Below are 18535 nucleotides of genomic sequence, written 5' to 3'. Positions count from 1 at the left end.
GATTGCCGGTACACGCCGTTATAGTGATAAGGTGATGGATACACGATTTGATCCATAATCAGGGTGGTACCGCGATAAAACTCTCGTCCCTGCTAATTTAGCAGCGACGAGAGTTTTTTGTTTGATAGGAAAGGGAAAGATTTTTGTAAGGAGCGTAAAACTTAGGCATGAGTAAAAGGAAAAGGAGATGGAATTATGACGAAACAATTAACTTCTGCACAAGTACGACAAATGTTTTTGGATTTTTTTAAAGAAAATGGGCATCGAATTGAGCCTAGTGCGTCTCTAGTACCAGTAGAGGACCCGACTTTGTTATGGATTAACAGTGGAGTAGCAACACTAAAAAAATACTTTGACGGCCGGGTTATCCCAGAGAATCCACGTATTGTGAATGCACAAAAAGCAATCCGAACAAATGACATTGAAAATGTTGGTAAAACAGCACGTCACCATACGTTCTTCGAGATGCTTGGTAACTTTTCCATTGGGGACTATTTTAAGCGGGAAGCAATTGAAATGGCTTGGGAATTTCTAACGAGCGAAAAATGGATTGGATTTAATCCGGAGAATCTTTCCGTTACGGTTCACCCAGAGGATGAAGAAGCGTTTGAATTGTGGAGAGATGTTGTAGGCTTGCCAGAGCATAGAATTATTCGGTTAGAGGAAAACTTCTGGGACATCGGGGAAGGACCAAGTGGACCGAACACAGAGATTTTCTACGATCGTGGAGAAAAATACGGAAATGATCCTTCCGATCCAGAATTATACCCCGGTGGGGAAAATGAACGATACTTAGAAATTTGGAACTTAGTATTTTCTCAATTCAACCATAATCCGGATGATACGTACACACCATTACCGAAGAAAAATATTGATACCGGAATGGGATTAGAAAGAATGGTTTGCGTCATTCAAGACACGCCAACAAATTTCGAAACAGACCTATTTATGCCAATTATCCAAAAGACAGAACAAATCGCATCTGTTAAATATGGGGAGTCCAAAGAAAAGGATGAAGCATTCAAGGTTATTGCGGACCATATTCGAACCGTCGCATTTGCTGTGAGTGATGGTGCACTGCCCTCTAATGAAGGACGTGGATATGTTCTTAGAAGATTACTTAGAAGAGCTGTTCGTTATGCGAAGTTAATCGGAATCGAAAAACCATTTATGTATGAGCTAGTTCCTACTGTAAGTTCTATTATGGAAAAATTCTATCAAGAATTAAGTGAAAAACAAGACTTTGTTCAAGATGTAATTAAAACAGAAGAAGAGAGATTCCATGAAACGTTAAGCGAAGGATTAACGATTCTCTCTAATATTATCAAAAAGCAACAGCAACAAGGTAAAGACGTAATTCCTGGTGAAGATGTCTTCCGTCTGTATGATACGTATGGCTTCCCGAAAGAATTAACAGAGGAATATGCGCAAGACGCAGGGTTTACAATTGATCACGATGGCTTTGAAGAAGAAATGAAGAAACAGCGTGACCGTGCGAGACAAGCCCGGCAAAAAGTAGATTCCATGCAAATTCAAGATAGTGTATTGTCAGAGGTAACAGTAGAGAGCGCGTTTATTGGCTACGATTCCTTAGAAGCTGAAGCGAACGTAGTGGAAATGGTAAAGGATAAACAATTGGTAAATGCTGCTTCCGAAGGGGACGAAATATATATTATCTTAAATCAAACGCCGTTTTATGCAGAAAGCGGAGGGCAAATTGCGGACCACGGTTGGATTCACGGCGTATCAGGAAAAGGCTTTGTAGAAGATGTTCAAAAAGCGCCAAACGGGCAGAATCTTCATCGTGTTACCGTGAAGGAAGGAAAGCTCACTAAAGGGGAAGCGGTTAAAGCGATTGTAGATGTTGCTTCTCGTTCCTTTATCGAGAAAAACCACTCGGCTACACACTTATTACATCAAGCCTTAAAAGATGTGCTCGGAACACATGTGAACCAAGCTGGATCGTTAGTAGCTACAGACCGTCTTCGCTTTGATTTTTCTCATTTCGGTGCTATTACCGAAGATGAAATAGAGAAAATTGAAGCGATAGTGAATGAGAAAATTTGGGAAAGCATTGCGGTTACAACGAGCTATCATTCTCTTGAGGAAGCGAAAAACATGGGCGCAATGGCACTGTTTGGTGAAAAATATGGAAATACTGTCCGAGTTGTTCAAATGGGGGATTATAGTCTCGAGCTTTGTGGTGGATGTCATGTTGACAACACAGCTGAAATCGGTTTGTTTAAAATCACACAGGAGTCTGGAATTGGGGCAGGTACTAGGAGGATCGAAGCAACGACTGGAAAAGGTGCATACGAGTACCTGAACAACCGTCAACAGTTATTAAGAAAAGCAGCACAGCTATTGAAGACAAATGAAGAGACGGTTCCAGAACGCATTGAAGGAGTCTACCAAGAATTAAAAGGAACACAACGTGAACGAGAATCATTAAGCCATAAATTGTCCAACCTAGAAGCAGCATCTATTTTGGACGAAGTGAAAGAGATTAATGGCGTTAAAGTGTTAAACAAACAAGTAGATGTTAAAGAGATGAATCAATTACGAAACATGGTGGATGAGCTAAAACAAAAAATTGGATCAGGTATTATCTTATTAGGTTCTGCTTCGAGTGGAAAAGTCCAACTTGCAGCAGGGGTGTCGAAGGATTTAATTGAAAAAGGATACCATGCTGGTAACTTAATAAAAGAAACTGCTACTCGTTGCGGTGGCGGTGGTGGTGGTCGTCCAGATATGGCTCAAGCTGGTGGGAAAAACCCAGAACAATTACCTTCTGCTCTTCAGTATGCGGAGGAATATGTTCAATTAGTCCAAGCAAACGGATAATGTAGAAAGTTGTCCATCTCTATTAAATGTATTAGTATAGAATTAGGTTCATTAGTAATTTACGGAATATGAGGAAATGGGGTGTGTTCAATGGACTCTATGGATAAAACAATGAAGTTTAACTTTCCAGAAGAACCGTTTGACGAGAACGTAAAAGATATCCTGTTAACGGTCCATGAAGCTCTACGTGAAAAGGGATATAACCCAATTAACCAGATTGTGGGTTACTTACTGTCAGGAGACCCTGCTTATATCCCCCGTCATAATGATGCTAGAAATTTAATCAGAAGAATTGAAAGGGACGAGCTAATCGAAGTATTAGTAAAACATTACTTGGAGCAGCACCGAGAGGCTTAGAATGAAAAAAATGGGATTAGATGTTGGGCAGAAGACAATTGGAGTTGCTGTTAGTGATGAGCTAGGATGGACTGCCCAAGGAATTAAAACGATAAAATGGGACGAAGCTGATTATTCAACTGCAGATGAAGAAATTGCAACCATCATTAAAGAGTACGATATAAAAGTGGCTGTTGTAGGTTTACCAAAAAATATGAACGGTACAATAGGAGAGAGGGGAGAGGCCTCCCTCGCCTATGCGAAGCATTTAGAAGACCAATTTTCATTGTCCACCGTTATGTGGGATGAAAGATTAACGACGATGGCTGCAGAACGAATATTGTTAGAGGCCGATATGAGTCGGAAGAAGAGAAAAAAAGTAATCGACAAAATGGCAGCTGCTTTAATTTTGCAAAGCTACCTAGATTCTAACAGTTAATAAATAGGAGGTGTAGAGGTTGGCATTAGAAGAAAAGGAACGAATTATCATTCCAGATGAAAATGGAGAAGAGCATCTTTTTGAAGTGCTGTTTACCTTTGACGTAGACGAAACGGGATATTCATATATAGCTGTTGTTCCAATGGAGCAAAAGGATGATGAAGAAGTAGAAGTATTTGCGTTTCGTTATGAGGAGAAATCAGCCGATGATGATGATTTATCCTTATTCCAAATTGAATCGGATGAGGAATGGGAAATGGTTGAGGAAATGCTTAACACACTGACAGACGAAGAAACGGATTAGAACTAAGTAACGAACCCCTTTCAGCGTTGAAAAGGGGTTCGTTTTTTACTTTCAGAAGCTATCCTTAAAGGGGATTTCTTGTGATCTAACTTGTTAAAAGTTATTTCGTTCTACGCATATGGAAATTTTGGTAATGTAATAGAAATTATGACGAACTATGTAGTATAATAGACCGGATGAAAGGGGGATGCTCTATGTCAACGTCTGAAAAAGACGGTACACACAAAGACAATGTCCAACAAAGGCTAGAGGAAGCTAGAACGGTCAGGAGAATCGTTGTCATCGTGTTAACTGTACTAGCTGGAATTCTAATTATCGCAGGAATATCTGGTTACTTATATGTCTCTTCCGCGTTAAAGCCTGTAGACCCTAGTGATGATACAAAAGTAGCGATTAAAATCCCAATGGGCTCATCTACTTCGCAAATTGCCAATATATTAGAAGAAAACGGCCTTATAGAAAACAGTATGATCTTTCGTTTCTATATTAAGTTCAACAATGCTACAGAGTTTCAAGCTGGAGAATACGAACTTTCACCATCCATGAAACTTGATGAAATCATTGATGCGCTTCAAACTGGAAAAGTGTTGAAGGAACCAGTAATTACGGTTACGATTCCAGAAGGAAAAACAGTAGAAGATATGGCAGCATTATTTGCGGAAAAAGCAAATATTAGTGAAGAAGAATTTTTGGATAAGGTGAATGATAGAAAATTTGTTGAGAAGCTAATTGATAGCTATCCATCCATTTTATCGGATACTATATTAGATCCAGAAATTCGTTATCCTTTAGAAGGGTATTTATTTGCTGCCACTTACGAATTCTATGTGGAAGATCCTAGTGTTGAATCCATCATTCATTCTATGTTGAAAAAAACACAAGCAGTCGTAGAACCATATTTGGATACTATCTCGGAACGTGATATGACCGTTCATGAAGCCTTAACAATGGCTTCTCTTGTAGAAAATGAAGCAAGAACAGAAGAAGAGAGAAAAACAATTGCTGGCGTCTTTTATAATCGTCTAGATGTGGGTATGATGCTACAAACAGATCCTACTGTTCTTTATGCATTAGGAGAGCATAAAGATCGTGTCTATCATAAAGACTTAAAAGTAGAATCACCGTATAACACCTATTATGTGACTGGGTTACCTGTAGGGCCAATATCCAATTTCGCTGAAAATTCTTTGCAAGCTGTATTAAAACCGACGGATACAGATTATATGTACTTTATTGCAGCAGATGATGGCAATATCTACTATTCAGAAACCTATGAAGAACATATGGAATTAACGGAAAAATATTTAAGATAAAAACATAGAGGCAGGGAATGAGGCGTTGCGCTTCCCTGCTTTTCTGTATGGAGTAGGAAGGAGGGGCACTATGGATGAGCATATAGAGGCTTATCTCCTATCCACGATAAAGAATCCAAAACCGTGGGTACTCGAGATGGAGCAATATGCGAGAGAGCATCGTGTACCAATTATGGAACCGTTAGGTATAGAGTTACTTCAACAAATAATTCGATTGAAAAAGCCGAAAAAAATACTGGAGATAGGGACTGCAATCGGCTATTCTACGTTACGAATGCTAGAAGCCAATCCTACATCTCATATTACAACGATTGAGCGTGATGAGGAACGATATAAAGTTGCTCAGCAGTATGTTAACGCTCAAGATACAGACAATCGAATTTCCTTATTACGTGGTGATGCATTGGAAACGGTAGATAGGGCGAAAGAAAACGGTCCGTATGATTTGTTATTTATTGACGCGGCCAAAGGGCAATACCAAGTGTTTTTTGACCAATATAGTGAACTGTTAACAGAAGAAGGAATTGTTATTTCTGATAACGTGTTATTTAAAGGACTAGTAGCGAAACAAACAGGAGAAAATAAAAGGCTGGATAAAATAGCACAGAAAATTAAAAGGTATAATGAGTACTTAGTGAACCACCCTAGATACAAGACAACCATCATCCCAGTTGGAGATGGCGTTGCAATTAGTGTGAGAAAAAACGTAAGTGAATAGAGAAAAAGGAGCAAGTAAGAGCATGTCAAACCATAAACCAGTAGTAATTGGAGTTGCCGGTGGAACTGGTTCAGGAAAAACTTCTATTACGAGATCTATCAGTCAACGATTTGCAGATAAAACTATCTTAGTTATCGAGCAGGATTATTATTATAAAGATCAAAGTCATTTACCTTTTGAAGAGAGACTACGGACGAATTATGATCATCCTTTAGCTTTTGATAATGATTTATTGATACAACACGTAAATGATCTATTAAATCATAAATCCATCGAAAAGCCAGTTTATGATTACGCGTTACATACCCGTTCAAATGAGACAGTAGAAGTTGAACCGAAAGATGTTATCATCTTAGAAGGTATCTTAATCTTGGAAGACCCACGTTTATTAGAATTGATGGATATCAAAGTATTTGTGGATACTGATGCGGACGTACGCATTATTCGTCGTTTATTACGTGACATCAAAGAAAGAGGACGTACCATTGATTCCGTTATTGATCAATATATAAATGTAGTAAGACCAATGCACTTACAATTTGTTGAACCTACTAAACGTTATGCGGATATCATCATTCCAGAAGGCGGGCAAAATCATGTGGCCATTGATATTATGGCGACAAAGATTCAAACTATCCTGAACAGGAAAGCGATTTAATTACAATATTTAGAAAACTGTTGAAAAAAAGTCGGAAATCTGCCATAGTATTTGTTAGTAGTTTTAAACAATACAAGTAACACATAGGATATTGGCTTATGCATGTAGAATTAATAGGTGAAATATGACTGGATTTACATGCTATACGGATAAACTAATTATTTATTGTTGGATTAAAGGAGTGTAAGGTTTTATGGCAGCAGAAAAAAGTTACTACATGACCCAAGAAGGTAAAGAAAAGTTAGAAAATGAACTTCATTATTTGAAAACAGAACGACGTCAAGAAGTAGTGGAACGCATTAAAATAGCTCGTGATTTTGGAGATCTATCTGAGAACTCTGAATATGATGCTGCGAAAGATGAGCAAGCGTTTGTGGAATCCAGAATCGCTCAAGTTGAAAACATGATTCGAAATGCGGTTATTATTGAAAACGATAATGACAACCCGGACGTCGTTTCCCTAGGGAAATCGGTAACGTTCCAAGAGCTTCCAGATGGCGACGAAGAAAGTTATACGATTGTAGGAAGTGCGGAAGCAGATCCTTTTGAAGGGAAAATTTCGAACGATTCTCCAATTGCAAAAAGCCTCTTAGGGCACCAAATTGGAGAAGAAGTTACGGTACCAACTCCCGGTGGAGACATGGTGGTAAAAATTATTGATGTAAAATAAGATGGAAAGCTATCAAGGGAACCTTGATAGCTTTTTGTTTTTTAGGATTTAAAATAGTTGTAACTCATGCTATGAGAGCAGGTTTATTTTTTCATTTATTTGAAGATACTGCTAGCATGGGGGTGGAAGAAATTGAATACGAAACGAGTATCCGTCTTGTCGCTTTTCCTTTTACTAGGATTTGGAGCACTCTTGTATCGATTAGCATCTATTCAACTCATATCGACCGAGAGCTTTGGACCGGATAACGTGAATTTACTGGAGGAAAGTGTTGATCAGCGCACTTCTGAAATTAATCTATCAAGTGGGAGAGGTATTTTTCTAGACAATAAGGAAAAACCACTTAATCAAGCGATGCGAAAAGACATCGTTTTATTTCCTTTTCTTGATCAGCTATCCAACAACGCTGTGTTAGATGAATTACCTGTATCAACCCAGCAATTACAAAATAAAATCAAGCAATTAAAAAAACCTTCTTACTTAACTGATTTATTTCCGATCACTGTGACTGATAGCTTATATGAAAAGATTAAAAAGGAACAAGTACCTGGAATAGTAGCAGTAGAAAGAACAGTAGTTCAAGACCCAACGGATGCTCAGCATTTGTTAGGAATTGTTCGGAATAATAAAGAGGAATACTATAATAGATATCCAGAATATGAGGATAATAAAGATGCTAAACCTATTGGAATATCAGGGCTTCAGGCAACTTTTGATCCGTTTTTACAATCGCAAAACGAACAAAAAATATTGTACCATGTGGATGCACAAGGAACTCCAATGATGGGACTGAACCTACGATATATAGGAGAATCAGATACTTTCTATCCGACAAAAGTGCAAACGACTCTCGATATGGAAAAACAGAAATTAAGTGAAAAGATTATTGATAAGTATGACATGAAAATGGGTGGATTAGTTTTATTAGATGTAGAATCTAGAGATGTTTTGGCAATGGTTTCCCGACCGACTATTGACATGGAGCAACCGTATAAGGGGAATACCATACAAAATCAAATGTTAACGGCTCATTTTCCTGGATCCATATTTAAGACGGTGACTGCAGCAGCAGCTTTGGAGTCAGATAATGTAGATGTTTCACGTAGCTTTAACTGTAACCAAAACTTATACGGGGATGGTCCATCGGATCGACAGCTGGGCTCCTTAACTTTTACAGAGAGTTATGCGCAGAGTTGTAATAGAACGTTTGCTATCCTTGCAAATGAGCTTGTCAAACAGGATCCAACTATTTTAGAGACATATGCAGATAAGTTAGGATTATTGGAGCCGGTTGGGTGGAACGGAACTGTCTTTCATTTTTCAAACTTTAAACAATTTCCAGATGAAGAACCAGGAAAGGTATGGGGAAATGAACAGGATCCAAATGTGGAACGAGCCATTGCTCAAACGGCTATTGGACAAAAGGAAGTTAGAGTAACGCCACTGGCTATTGCTAATATGATGGCAACAGTAGCGGATGGTGGAAATAAAAAAGAAGTGAGGGCTGTTCAAAAAATACTGTATAGGAACGGTACGTCGATGTTTGACTTTTCCATGCATCGGAACCGTAAAAATGAACTAAAACCTGAGACTGCAAAACTACTACAAGGATTAATGGAACAGGTTGTAGAAAATGGGACAGGACAAACATTTAAAGGGCTACAAGTAGCTGGAAAATCTGGAACTGCCCAAACAGGTATGGAAAATAAATTCCATCATTGGTTTGCAGGGTATTTTCCGAAGGATAATCCTAAGTATGCAATGGTTGTGGTGGATTTATATCAATCTGATGAAGCTTCGACTACGTACAATATATATCGAGATATAGTCTCTAATTTATTGCGAGGAGATTCCTCCTAATTCTCTAACAATAGCCCTCACTATGAGGGCTATTGTTAGAGATGGTTTTCAATCCGGAATAAGATAAAAAGATGGAAGTTAGGAAGATTTTGAGATATTTCCATTTACTATTTGATACGGATGGTGCGGAAGAAGTGTATTTCTTACAAATGAATCCTTGTCCTGTGCTACAATAAAGGCTAATACAATTTGTTCTTCCACATCAAAAAATTTGATCTTCTTGCCATCGAGATAGAGAAAATAACAAATTGGTTCTTTTGTTTATCAAATCCTATGTCTTCGAATGAAGTTTGCCCCCATAATGCTCGATCAAACTTTGTTACCTTTAACAACGTTAAACACACTCCTTAGCTTCTTCCATAGGTTATATTAGATACTTATGTAGTAACTCCTTCTGATATGCCAAAACTAGAAGTAGTTCGACAAAAATAGTAAAAAAGAATGGACGAACGTATCATTGGTTCGTTTTTGATATCATAGTATAATAGGGATCATACAAGAGCATTTCTTAAGCCTATTAAAGGTCTTATTAGATCTAAGGTACTGAGGAGGGACTTCATGTCAGACGAATACAATCCATACACAAGAGTGGACAAGTTTGAAAAGCGAAGAAAAAATACGAAAGCAATTTCTTTTCTTATAGGTATTGGGAGCATTCTTCTTGTTGTGCTTATAGGACTTATCATTTTTGGTGGGGGGGAAGAGGAAACCGCACAAGATACCAAGGAGGAACCTGAAACAGAATCAGTTTCATCAGATATGGAAGACTCTACACTGGATTCAAGTGAATCGACAACCGACACGGATTCAGATAAGACCACTGACGTGGAGACAAGTGACGAGGAAGAAGTCGATCCAGTGGTGGAAGAAGTTCCTTCTGATGACCCAAATGTGATAAAAGCATTTCAAGGTGATTGGGAACCCATTGGTACGCAGCAAGAAGGAAACCACGTTATTACATTCGAACAAGGAACAGTGGATTGGAAAGAAATGATGGATGCCGTAAGTATGGCCACGGGATTAAGTCGGACCGATATGATACAGTGGTGGGTTTCACGATCTGGTGATCAATCTGTACAAGCTACCGTTTCCAATCCTTCTGAGACAGAAATATATCGTGTTTCCGTGAAGTGGGTGGATCATCAAGGATGGCAGCCAACACTTGTAGAGCAACTTAAAGAAAATGATCAAAAACATCGATTTAAAGAAGATTCTTCCAACGACTCGGGTGCACAAACAGAGTAGAGCAAATAGGAGGCAACATCATGACAGTAGGAATAATTGGAGCAATGGATGAAGAAGTAGCATTACTACAAAAAAATATGAGCAACAATCAAACAGAAACAATAGCAGGAAGTACCTTTATTACGGGGCAGTTGAGAGGAAAAGATGTCGTAGTGTTACAATCGGGCATAGGAAAAGTGAATGCAGCAGTGGCCACAACAATTTTACAAGAACGTTATAACCCGAGCATCGTGATTAATACAGGTTCAGCTGGAGGATTTGCTCCACAATTAAAAGTGGGAGACTTAGTAATTTCTTCCTCTGTAACACATCACGACGTCGATGTAACAGCGTTTGATTATGAATATGGACAAGTTCCCGGAATGCCCGCAAAATATGAAGCGGATCCCAAATTAGTGGATATCGCGTTGAAAGCAGCTGCGGAATTAGACTCCATTCAAGCAGTAAAAGGAATTATTGCAACTGGTGATTCGTTTATGCAAGATGAAGAGCGAATTAGATTCGTTCGGAATAAGTTCCCTGAAATGATCGCGGCAGAAATGGAAGCAGCAGCTATTGCACAGGTTTGTTATAAATACGGGACTCCGTTTGTCATTGTACGTGCATTATCGGATATTGCAGGAAAAGAATCCTCGGTGTCTTTTGATGCGTTTTTAGACACAGCAGCTACAAATGCAGCCAATTTAATTATGAATATGGTGGAGAAGGTATCGTAATTACGTTTCCATGATTTACATCCTAAAACCTTTCACTTTTATGGTATGATTTTGGAAGGGGAGGGGACGACATCATGGAGGAAAATCGAAAACTTCTTAAAGCAAAAATCGAAGATTATAGTAGATTCTTAATTACATTATTGATTGTAAGTAGCTATTTTTACATTGGAATGTTGATTAATACGTATTTAGAACCGAATTTAGATAAAGCTATTTTCCTAGTCTTTTTGATGCTGACAAGTCTATTTGTAGCAGGTGTATTTGCTGGCCTACTCAAAAAATGGATGACTCGTATTCAAGAGGATGAAGGGATAAAATAAACCTCTATTTCAATTTGAAATAGAGGTTTATTTAAAAACGTGGATACCGGTTATAGGACTAGTATTCCTAAACGTTCCACCTAAGGCTTTGCCTCGCCTTTCCTAACGTATGAGAAGGGCAACTAAGCCCTAGTATCCTCTTACAAATAATTAAAATAGTAATATCCACCACCGATGATGAGCAAGAGTATAATAGCCACAATGAAAAATCCATTTCCATTGTTACTACCGTACCCATAGCCATACCCAGGTACTCCACCAAGGCCAGCTCCGTAACCGTAATCATAGCCATAACTAGGATAACCATATCCTACCGGTTCTCCAAATCCTATAGATGGGCCGGAACCATAACTAAAATCGGGTGTTTCATATTCTACAATCTCGTCATTAAACTCTCCGTACATGGGTTGAAAATAAGGTGAAAATCCCCCATATGCCATAGTATCACCTACCTTTAACGAATATGGGATATGATATATCGTATGATAAAATCCCAATTCGCGTATAGGTGAATGGCTTAATTATTGATCATTCAATTTTTCTTTTCGATAGTATTCATGGAACACTTTCATTAAGGCTCTTTTTTCAATTCTAGAAACATAGCTCCTAGATATCTTTAATTTTTTGGCGATTTCACGCTGTGTTAAATCTTCTTCGTTATTTAACCCGTAGCGACATATGATTACTTCCTTCTCGCGCTTGTCAAGAATATCTAAATACTCTCTAATTTTCTCAACTTCCATATTTAATTGGATGTACTCAATGACATCTTCGTTTTCAGACTGTAAAATATCAATTAAACTAATCTCATTTCCTTCCTTATCTTGCCCGATTGGATCATGAAGGGACACATCTTTTTTTGTTTTTTTTAGGGCTCGTAAATGCATCAGAATTTCATTCTCAATACAACGAGCCGCATAGGTTGCGAGTTTCGTCCCTTTTCCACTTGAAAAACTCTCAATCCCCTTTATTAATCCAATGGTCCCGATAGATATGAGATCTTCGGTATCCTCACCGGTATTTTCAAACTTTTTCACTATGTGCGCAACGAGTCTTAGGTTATGCTCGATTAGCATATTTCTAGCATTTTCGTCACCTTCTTGCATTTGCTCGATGTATTTTGCCTCTTCATCTGGGGGGAGAGGTTGAGGGAAAGCATGATTTTTCACATATGATACGAAGAATAACGCTTCCTTCATTAGAAAAGCTAGTGCGCTTAGAATGCTAGACAAGCACATGCACCTCCTACTGTTTGGGCTAGAGCCTATATACTAACTTTATGTAAGCAAGGGCATAATTGTGCCTGTCCAGTAAAAACTTCAGCCATAAAAAAAGAGACATTCTAATCAAGAATGTCTCGAATTATTAGCCTTCCTGTTCTGTTTTCTCTTTATATGTCGAATAGGCGTCTTGTTCTTTGTTGTTGAACCAAGGTTTAACTCCGCTTTCATGGGCTGCTCTTGAAATCATATGACCAGAGACTGGTGCTGTTAGTAAAACGAAAAGTAAGCCTAAAATTAACTTTCCGCTTACAATTCCATGCTCAAAATATAAAAAGATAAACGCTCCAATCATTATTCCTGCGATACCTAGAGTAGAAGCCTTTGTCGCCGCATGGAGTCTTGTATAAACATCTGGAAAGCGTAAGACCCCAATCGAACTAGAAAATATAAAAAAGGTACCAGAAACCAAACAGATGATAATGATTAGATCAAATAGGACCTTAATCCACGTCTCTATCAATGATAACACCCTTTTCTAAGTATTTGGCAATCGCAATGGTTCCGATGAATAATAGGATTCCAATAAGCAAGATAACATCGTTAAACTTAGTGGTCAGTAACATGACCGCTAACAACCCAGCCATTGCCATTAAATTTATTCCAATTGCATCTAAGGCAACAGCACGATCGGGGTTAGTTGGTCCAACGATCGCCCGAATTAGTAATATATAATCAATGAAATCGATGTAATGACAAAACAAGCAATTGTAACGATTTGAATTAAATACTGTGTGAAATCAGTGATACTACTCATCTTGTCACCTCCATAATTGCCTTTTCAAAGGTCTCTTTAATCGATTTGATGGATTCTTCTATATCATCTAGCTCCATCGCATGGATAAAAATCTCTGAATTATCATCCGATACGGCTACGGATAGGGTACCGGGTGTTAACGTAATAAGGTTCGCCAGTAGGGTAATTTCCCAATCTGACTTTAAGACTGTTGGCAATGTAAAGATACCAGGTTCTACATTTAATTTCGGCTTGTAGACGAGCTTTACGATTTCGATATTTGAGAGCAACAATTCTTTAATAAATAATTTTACTAGCTTTAAAATGTTGATTGCTCTTCGTAAATAAAACGCGTCTGGAATAAATCGCTGCAAGACGAGTAACAACAATATCCCGATAAAGTAGCCAAATAGAAAAGTAGGGAAGGTGTAGCTTTCTTGTAAAAACATCCACATAATCGCAATGATGATGTTTAAGACAATTTTGAAAAGCCATTACGGATTCCCCCTTAGAACAGATTCAATATATTGTTCAGGATGCATTAAGTAATTGGAAATCTTTTCAACAGTTGGATAAAAGAATTCAGCTCCGAGACCAAGTGCTACTGAAAAGAAGAGCAAAAATGAAATGGGAATTGATAATTGTCGCGCCAATTTTTTATTTGGCTTTAGCGATTCGTCCTTTTCCCCCCAGAATACTTGAATGAAAATACGAAGGATAGACAAAAGAATGAGTAAGCTGCACCCTAACCCAATGATGGAGAGAGCAATCTGATCGGCACTAAAGCTAGCTTGTAATAATAATAGCTTTCCTATAAATCCACTAAACGGTGGCACACCAGCGAGGACAAATGCTGCTAAGAATAGCAACCAACCGAGAAGTGGATAGTGATGGATTAGTCCACTCATTTTCTTCATATTTGCAGTTCCAGTTAGAATCACAACTGCACCAACCAGTAAGAACAACGCACCTTTTATAATCATATCGTGTACGAGATAATATACAGTTCCACTTATGGCAGTTTCCGTGTTAATGCCAATTCCTAACATCATAAAGCCAACAGCAGGAATGACATTGTAAGCGATAATTAACTTGATATTCGTAGTGGAAAGTGCCCCAATTACCCCGAAAATTAACGTTAATCCCGCAATCCATAAAAACAATTCATGTGTATTCGTTTCTTGTTGAGGAAACATCAGTGTAAACACTCGTAGAATGGAGTAGACTCCAACCTTTGTCAGTAACGCACCGAATAGTGCGGAAACAACTGAATTTGGAGCGGAATATGGTCTTGGCAACCAATAGAATAATGGGAATAAGGCAGCTTTCGTACCAAAAACGAAAAATAGCAAAATACTAATCGTGGTAAGAATACCGCGTTGATCCACCTCTGCAACCCGTTCCGCAATGTGTGCCATGTTAACAGTCCCAACTACAGAATATAAAAAAGCGACTGTTGTAACGAATAAGATAGAAGAAAATAAGTTAATCAATACATATTTGATCGATTCACGTAACTGTACCTTTTCTCCACCCAAAACAATTAAAGCGTAGGAAGCCATTAGCAATACTTCAAAAAATACAAACAGGTTGAATAAGTCTCCGGTTAAGAAGGCTCCTGAAACCCCGGTAATAAGTAAAAAATAAAAAGTGTAAAAATAGTGTGTCTCTTGTTTAGTATTTAATGAGTAAGGAGCATACCATACAGCTGCAAGCGCAATGATGTTAGTTGTGAGCACAAGTAGGGTGGACAACAAATCGGCTACAATAACAATTCCGTACGGTGCTGCCCAATCCCCAGTTTCAAGAATAATAGAGCCTTCTTGACTGACTCGATAAAAAAGATAGCTGACATACACAAGATTTCCGATTGTTAAAGCTTTTGCAAGCAATCGGGAGAGCTTTATATTTTTGTTGAAAAAGGCCAAAAATATCCCAGAAATCATCGGAATTAAGATTGGCATTATAGCTAAGTTACTCATAATCATTCCCTCGCAATTGGTCCATATTATCCGTTTCATTTTCCTTTGCAGCTCGATAAGCGAGTACTAATAAAAGACTCGTCACCCCAAAACTAATTACGATGGATGTTAGAATGAGAGCTTGTGGCAAAGGATCCACATAGTTATGGCTATCGTGATCCGTCAAAATAGGTGGCTTACCATCCGTAAGCCCACCCATTGTTAAAATAAATAAGTGAGCACCGTGGGAGAGCAAGCCAGTACCTATAATGATTCGAATCAACTGTTTTTGTAAAAGATTGTATATCCCTGTTGTAAACAAAATACCTGCAAGGATGGACATAATGATTTCCATCAGTCCACCTCCTTGTTTTTACGAATTTTGATTAAGCTATAGATTCCTAGTGCTGCAATTCCTAACACCGTGATTTCAAACAAAGTATCTAATCCACGCATATCCACTAGGATGACATTCACGACGTTATCTCCACCACCTAAAGTATGGGAGGTTTCAATGAAATACTCCGAAATGCTTGGGAACCATTTGCTACTATGAGCAGAAATAGCAACAAGGGTTAATAAAGTTCCAAATCCGATGGAAATAGCTGCATTTATCAGTTTTGTACGTACCGTATCCTGTTTCGGTTTCATTTTTGGTAAATGATAGAAACAGAGTAGGAAAAGTGCCACAGTGATAGTCTCAATGACTAATTGGGTTAACGCTAAATCCGGTGCTCGATAAATAACAAATAGAATGGATAAACCGTACCCAACAACGCCTAATATTAAGATTGCCGCAACATTATTCCTTGCCACAATAGTACCAACCGCAGCTACAATCATCATGATAGCAACTAATAGTTCCGAAATTTTGATTTCAGATGGATCAGCTTCTAAAAATGCAAATCCATCACTCGTGACGAGTGTAAAAATACTTACGATGAACATGGCTACAATGATTAATTGTGCGTAAAGTCGAAGAGATCCCGTCATATAGCTCTTTGTAATAGAAGCTGGGACTGTCTCCGTCTTTGCGATGAGCAGGTCATATAATCGGTTAAACGTGAATCGGTCTGATAGTTTTTTATATACAGTATCCCATTTTTTCTTAGTTACAAACAGTAATGTGCCAATTCCAACTACGGCTAGAGACATATACAGAGGTGGAATAAACCCATGCCAGAACTTAATTTTATGTGGTTCATGAATACCAGATACAGCGTATGCGGCGTGTTCAAGCAATGTCCCATTTACCAAAGAAGGGAATAATCCAATCGTGATGACTCCGATAACCAAGAGAATAGGGGAAATCAACATTCCGATTGGTGCTTCATGTGGCTTTCTAGGAAGTTGTTCCAGCTTGGCTTTTCCACGAAAAATACCGAACACAAAGTACATGGAATACACAAACGTGAAGATACTTCCGAAGACAGCTAACCACGGCAATGCATGTTGAATAAAATTAGCGATAGCTGTACTATATTCTGACCCATGAAGAGTAGCATCGAAAAACAGTTCTTTACTGTAGAATCCATTCAAAAATGGAAGAGGAACGCCTGCCATAGAGAACGTACCAAAAAACGCTAGCGTTGCAGAAATAGGTAACAACGTCATTAGTCCGCCCAGTTTGCGGATATCCCTAGTTCCTGTTTCGTGATCAATAATACCTGCTACCATAAACAAGCTTCCTTTAAAGGTGGCATGGTTTAAAATATGGAACATTGCTGCAAAAACGGCAATTTCTGTCCCAATCCCGAGCATTGTCATAATCATGCCTAGTTGACTTATGGTCGAGTAGGCTAAAATACCTTTTAAATCTGTTTGTCTAACTGCTAGGAATGAAGCCCAGCATAGTGTAAGAATTCCAATTCCTGCAACAACAATGAAAAACCAATCATATCCGTGGAAAAGTGGTGACATTCGTGCAATTAGATATATACCAGCTTTCACCATAGTGGCTGAGTGTAAGTATGCACTTACAGGAGTTGGGGCTTCCATAGCATCAGGAAGCCAAATGTGAAATGGGAACTGTGCGGATTTTGTGAATGCACCTAAAATAACAAATCCTAAAATGAGAGGTAGGTATGTATGATTTAAAATAACATCACTCTCGGATAGAATACCTTGGATACTCGTTGTGCCTGTAATATTAGATAGTAGAATGAAACCACCTAACATACTTAATCCACCAAACACGGTAATAAGCATTGATTTTAGAGCCCCATATCTGGATTCTTTTTTATAATTCCAATATCCAATTAGTAAAAAAGAGGAAATGGAGGTCAATTCCCAAAATGTGTATAGGACAAAAACATTATCCGATAAAACAACCCCCAGCATGGCAGACATAAACATTAAGAGATAAATGTAAAAGTGGGCAAGCTTTTCTGATTTATCTAAGTAGAAGATGGAATATAGGGTTACTAGCGCTCCTATACCACTGATTAATAAGACAAATAATAAGCTTAAACCGTCCAGATAAAAGTCAAAGGAAATATGTAAAGAGGGAATCCAGTTAAAATGCTGTTTAATCGGTTCAAAGTCAGCTCCCAAGTATCTTGCAAAGAAAATAAATATAACAATGGGAATCCATATTACAAAATATCCAATATGTATTTGTTCTTTTCGTTTATTCATAATAGGAATAAACAAAGCAAATATAAGTGGTAATAATACGATCAATAACATTCGTTCTACTCCTCCTTACGTAGGTCATAATCTTGGTTAGTTAAGGCGATGCTCACATATCTCCATTCATTTTATGATGAAAGTATTGATTATTCAACCAAAGTACATCTCTATCATAGCCTAAATAAAAAGCCCTTGCCAATCAAACGGCAAGAGCTTCGTCAATTATAGACGTTTCGTCTATTATCGGGAGTATTCAATTTCATGTAGCAAGGATCTCTTTTTAATCTCTTGCTCAATTAATGTAATAAATTCAGTACTTAAATCTAGTTCAGTGGCTTTGTAATAAGATTCAATTAATAATTTGTCTGATAAGTTTTCCATATCGTTGCCTCCTATAATGGAAGTCCCTTTGCAAATCGAGTATGAAAAGGTTTCGAGAAGAGGTCTTACCTCTCTCCCTTTCAAGATATTAATACTTTACCACGAAACGAGAGGTCGGACAAG

Annotated in this window: 21 protein-coding genes and 1 other annotated feature (1 of these 22 running past the window's edge); of the genes, 12 read left to right on the top strand and 9 right to left on the bottom strand. The window is 38.1% G+C overall.

All coding sequences use genetic code 11. From position 1 onward, the window contains the following. Positions 1 to 94 (top strand) — a binding site (T-box leader); it begins 116 nt to the left of the window's first position. Positions 95 to 195: 101 nt separating this feature from the next. The 12 genes from alaS (at position 196) to FN924_RS11115 (ending at position 11423) form a co-directional block, all read left to right on the top strand. Continuing rightward, positions 196 to 2844 (top strand): alanine--tRNA ligase, encoded by a 2649-nt coding sequence (gene alaS / locus FN924_RS11170; protein ID WP_143894495.1) that lies wholly within the window; start codon positions 196 to 198, stop codon positions 2842 to 2844. Between the two features lie 90 nt (positions 2845 to 2934). Beyond that, the gene (locus FN924_RS11165; RefSeq protein ID WP_143894493.1) at positions 2935 to 3201 is read left to right on the top strand and encodes an IreB family regulatory phosphoprotein; all 267 of its coding nucleotides are present in this window, start codon (positions 2935 to 2937) and stop codon (positions 3199 to 3201) included. Position 3202: 1 nt separating this feature from the next. Then, positions 3203 to 3619 (top strand): Holliday junction resolvase RuvX, encoded by a 417-nt coding sequence (gene ruvX / locus FN924_RS11160; RefSeq protein ID WP_143894491.1) that lies wholly within the window; start codon positions 3203 to 3205, stop codon positions 3617 to 3619. A 19-nt stretch (positions 3620 to 3638) separates the two neighbouring features. Beyond that, positions 3639 to 3923, top strand: a complete 285-nt coding sequence (locus FN924_RS11155) for a DUF1292 domain-containing protein (protein ID WP_143894489.1) — start codon at positions 3639 to 3641, stop codon at positions 3921 to 3923. Positions 3924 to 4117: 194 nt separating this feature from the next. Further along, on the top strand, positions 4118 to 5236 hold the full coding sequence (gene mltG / locus FN924_RS11150) for an endolytic transglycosylase MltG (RefSeq protein ID WP_143894487.1): 1119 nt from the start codon (positions 4118 to 4120) through the stop codon (positions 5234 to 5236). A gap of 70 nt (positions 5237 to 5306) precedes the next feature. Further along, entirely contained in the window at positions 5307 to 5954 is a 648-nt protein-coding gene (locus FN924_RS11145) for an O-methyltransferase (RefSeq protein WP_143894486.1), read from the top strand. A gap of 22 nt (positions 5955 to 5976) precedes the next feature. Next, positions 5977 to 6612, top strand: coding sequence for a uridine kinase (gene udk, locus FN924_RS11140; protein ID WP_143894483.1), 636 nt, complete (start codon positions 5977 to 5979; stop codon positions 6610 to 6612). 193 nt (positions 6613 to 6805) lie between these two features. Continuing rightward, on the top strand, positions 6806 to 7282 hold the full coding sequence (gene greA / locus FN924_RS11135) for a transcription elongation factor GreA (RefSeq protein ID WP_143894481.1): 477 nt from the start codon (positions 6806 to 6808) through the stop codon (positions 7280 to 7282). A gap of 132 nt (positions 7283 to 7414) precedes the next feature. After that, on the top strand, positions 7415 to 9142 hold the full coding sequence (locus tag FN924_RS11130) for a penicillin-binding transpeptidase domain-containing protein (protein WP_143894479.1): 1728 nt from the start codon (positions 7415 to 7417) through the stop codon (positions 9140 to 9142). Positions 9143 to 9700: 558 nt separating this feature from the next. Beyond that, a complete protein-coding gene (locus FN924_RS11125) occupies positions 9701 to 10387 on the top strand; it encodes a YrrS family protein (protein WP_143894478.1) in 687 nt (228 codons plus the stop codon). A gap of 20 nt (positions 10388 to 10407) precedes the next feature. After that, positions 10408 to 11103 carry a 5'-methylthioadenosine/S-adenosylhomocysteine nucleosidase gene (gene mtnN / locus FN924_RS11120; RefSeq protein WP_143894477.1) on the top strand — a complete coding sequence of 232 codons (696 nt, stop codon included), beginning with the start codon at positions 10408 to 10410 and terminating at the stop codon, positions 11101 to 11103. Positions 11104 to 11177: 74 nt separating this feature from the next. Then, on the top strand, positions 11178 to 11423 hold the full coding sequence (locus FN924_RS11115; protein WP_143894476.1) for a YrhC family protein: 246 nt from the start codon (positions 11178 to 11180) through the stop codon (positions 11421 to 11423). A gap of 140 nt (positions 11424 to 11563) precedes the next feature. Here the strand turns inward: FN924_RS11115 and FN924_RS19365 are convergent, their stop codons facing one another. From FN924_RS19365 to sda, 9 genes are all read right to left on the bottom strand, one after another. Then, positions 11564 to 11863, bottom strand: coding sequence for a hypothetical protein (locus FN924_RS19365; RefSeq protein ID WP_228409429.1), 300 nt, complete (start codon positions 11861 to 11863; stop codon positions 11564 to 11566). An 81-nt stretch (positions 11864 to 11944) separates the two neighbouring features. Next, positions 11945 to 12655: an RNA polymerase sporulation sigma factor SigK gene (gene sigK / locus FN924_RS11105; protein WP_143894475.1), complete on the bottom strand. Its 711-nt coding sequence runs from the start codon at positions 12653 to 12655 to the stop codon at positions 11945 to 11947. 133 nt (positions 12656 to 12788) lie between these two features. Continuing rightward, positions 12789 to 13166: a monovalent cation/H(+) antiporter subunit G gene (mnhG, locus tag FN924_RS11100; RefSeq protein WP_143894474.1), complete on the bottom strand. Its 378-nt coding sequence runs from the start codon at positions 13164 to 13166 to the stop codon at positions 12789 to 12791. After that, complete coding sequence (locus FN924_RS11095) at positions 13147 to 13407, bottom strand: monovalent cation/H+ antiporter complex subunit F (protein WP_407691989.1); 261 nt, start codon at positions 13405 to 13407, stop codon at positions 13147 to 13149. The genes mnhG and FN924_RS11095 overlap by 20 nt, the downstream gene beginning before the upstream one ends. Before the next feature lie 49 nt (positions 13408 to 13456). Further along, positions 13457 to 13921, bottom strand: a complete 465-nt coding sequence (locus FN924_RS11090; RefSeq protein ID WP_228409661.1) for a Na+/H+ antiporter subunit E — start codon at positions 13919 to 13921, stop codon at positions 13457 to 13459. 12 nt (positions 13922 to 13933) lie between these two features. Further along, positions 13934 to 15421 carry a Na+/H+ antiporter subunit D gene (locus FN924_RS11085; RefSeq protein WP_143894472.1) on the bottom strand — a complete coding sequence of 496 codons (1488 nt, stop codon included), beginning with the start codon at positions 15419 to 15421 and terminating at the stop codon, positions 13934 to 13936. Beyond that, positions 15414 to 15755, bottom strand: a complete 342-nt coding sequence (locus tag FN924_RS11080; RefSeq protein ID WP_143894471.1) for a Na(+)/H(+) antiporter subunit C — start codon at positions 15753 to 15755, stop codon at positions 15414 to 15416. Before FN924_RS11080 ends, FN924_RS11085 begins: the two co-directional genes overlap by 8 nt. Next, positions 15755 to 18088: a Na+/H+ antiporter subunit A gene (locus FN924_RS11075; protein ID WP_143894470.1), complete on the bottom strand. Its 2334-nt coding sequence runs from the start codon at positions 18086 to 18088 to the stop codon at positions 15755 to 15757. The genes FN924_RS11080 and FN924_RS11075 overlap by 1 nt, the downstream gene beginning before the upstream one ends. A 183-nt stretch (positions 18089 to 18271) precedes the next feature. Beyond that, positions 18272 to 18412, bottom strand: coding sequence for a sporulation histidine kinase inhibitor Sda (gene sda, locus FN924_RS11070; protein ID WP_143894469.1), 141 nt, complete (start codon positions 18410 to 18412; stop codon positions 18272 to 18274). Positions 18413 to 18535: the final 123 nt, after the last annotated feature.

Origin of the sequence: Radiobacillus deserti (genome assembly GCF_007301515.1) — a bacterium.
Classification (GTDB): Bacteria; Bacillota; Bacilli; order Bacillales; family Amphibacillaceae; genus Radiobacillus; species Radiobacillus deserti.
The sequence above is the reverse complement of the archived record's forward strand: the minus strand, read 5'-3'. Positions and strand labels throughout refer to the sequence as shown.

Excerpts from the sequence above, each read along its gene's own strand:
- alaS (WP_143894495.1), top strand. The coding sequence starts at position 196 with ATGACGAAACAATTAACTTCTGCACAAGTACGACAAATGTTTTTGGAT.
- FN924_RS11165 (WP_143894493.1), top strand. The coding sequence starts at position 2,935 with ATGGACTCTATGGATAAAACAATGAAGTTTAACTTTCCAGAAGAACCG.
- ruvX (WP_143894491.1), top strand. The coding sequence starts at position 3,203 with ATGAAAAAAATGGGATTAGATGTTGGGCAGAAGACAATTGGAGTTGCT.
- mltG (WP_143894487.1), top strand. The coding sequence starts at position 4,118 with ATGTCAACGTCTGAAAAAGACGGTACACACAAAGACAATGTCCAACAA.
- FN924_RS11145 (WP_143894486.1), top strand. The coding sequence starts at position 5,307 with ATGGATGAGCATATAGAGGCTTATCTCCTATCCACGATAAAGAATCCA.
- udk (WP_143894483.1), top strand. The coding sequence starts at position 5,977 with ATGTCAAACCATAAACCAGTAGTAATTGGAGTTGCCGGTGGAACTGGT.
- greA (WP_143894481.1), top strand. The coding sequence starts at position 6,806 with ATGGCAGCAGAAAAAAGTTACTACATGACCCAAGAAGGTAAAGAAAAG.
- FN924_RS11125 (WP_143894478.1), top strand. The coding sequence starts at position 9,701 with ATGTCAGACGAATACAATCCATACACAAGAGTGGACAAGTTTGAAAAG.
- mtnN (WP_143894477.1), top strand. The coding sequence starts at position 10,408 with ATGACAGTAGGAATAATTGGAGCAATGGATGAAGAAGTAGCATTACTA.
- FN924_RS11115 (WP_143894476.1), top strand. The coding sequence starts at position 11,178 with ATGGAGGAAAATCGAAAACTTCTTAAAGCAAAAATCGAAGATTATAGT.
- FN924_RS19365 (WP_228409429.1), bottom strand. The coding sequence starts at position 11,863 with ATGGCATATGGGGGATTTTCACCTTATTTTCAACCCATGTACGGAGAG.
- FN924_RS11085 (WP_143894472.1), bottom strand. The coding sequence starts at position 15,421 with ATGAGTAACTTAGCTATAATGCCAATCTTAATTCCGATGATTTCTGGG.
- FN924_RS11080 (WP_143894471.1), bottom strand. The coding sequence starts at position 15,755 with ATGGAAATCATTATGTCCATCCTTGCAGGTATTTTGTTTACAACAGGG.
- FN924_RS11075 (WP_143894470.1), bottom strand. The coding sequence starts at position 18,088 with ATGTTATTGATCGTATTATTACCACTTATATTTGCTTTGTTTATTCCT.
- sda (WP_143894469.1), bottom strand. The coding sequence starts at position 18,412 with ATGGAAAACTTATCAGACAAATTATTAATTGAATCTTATTACAAAGCC.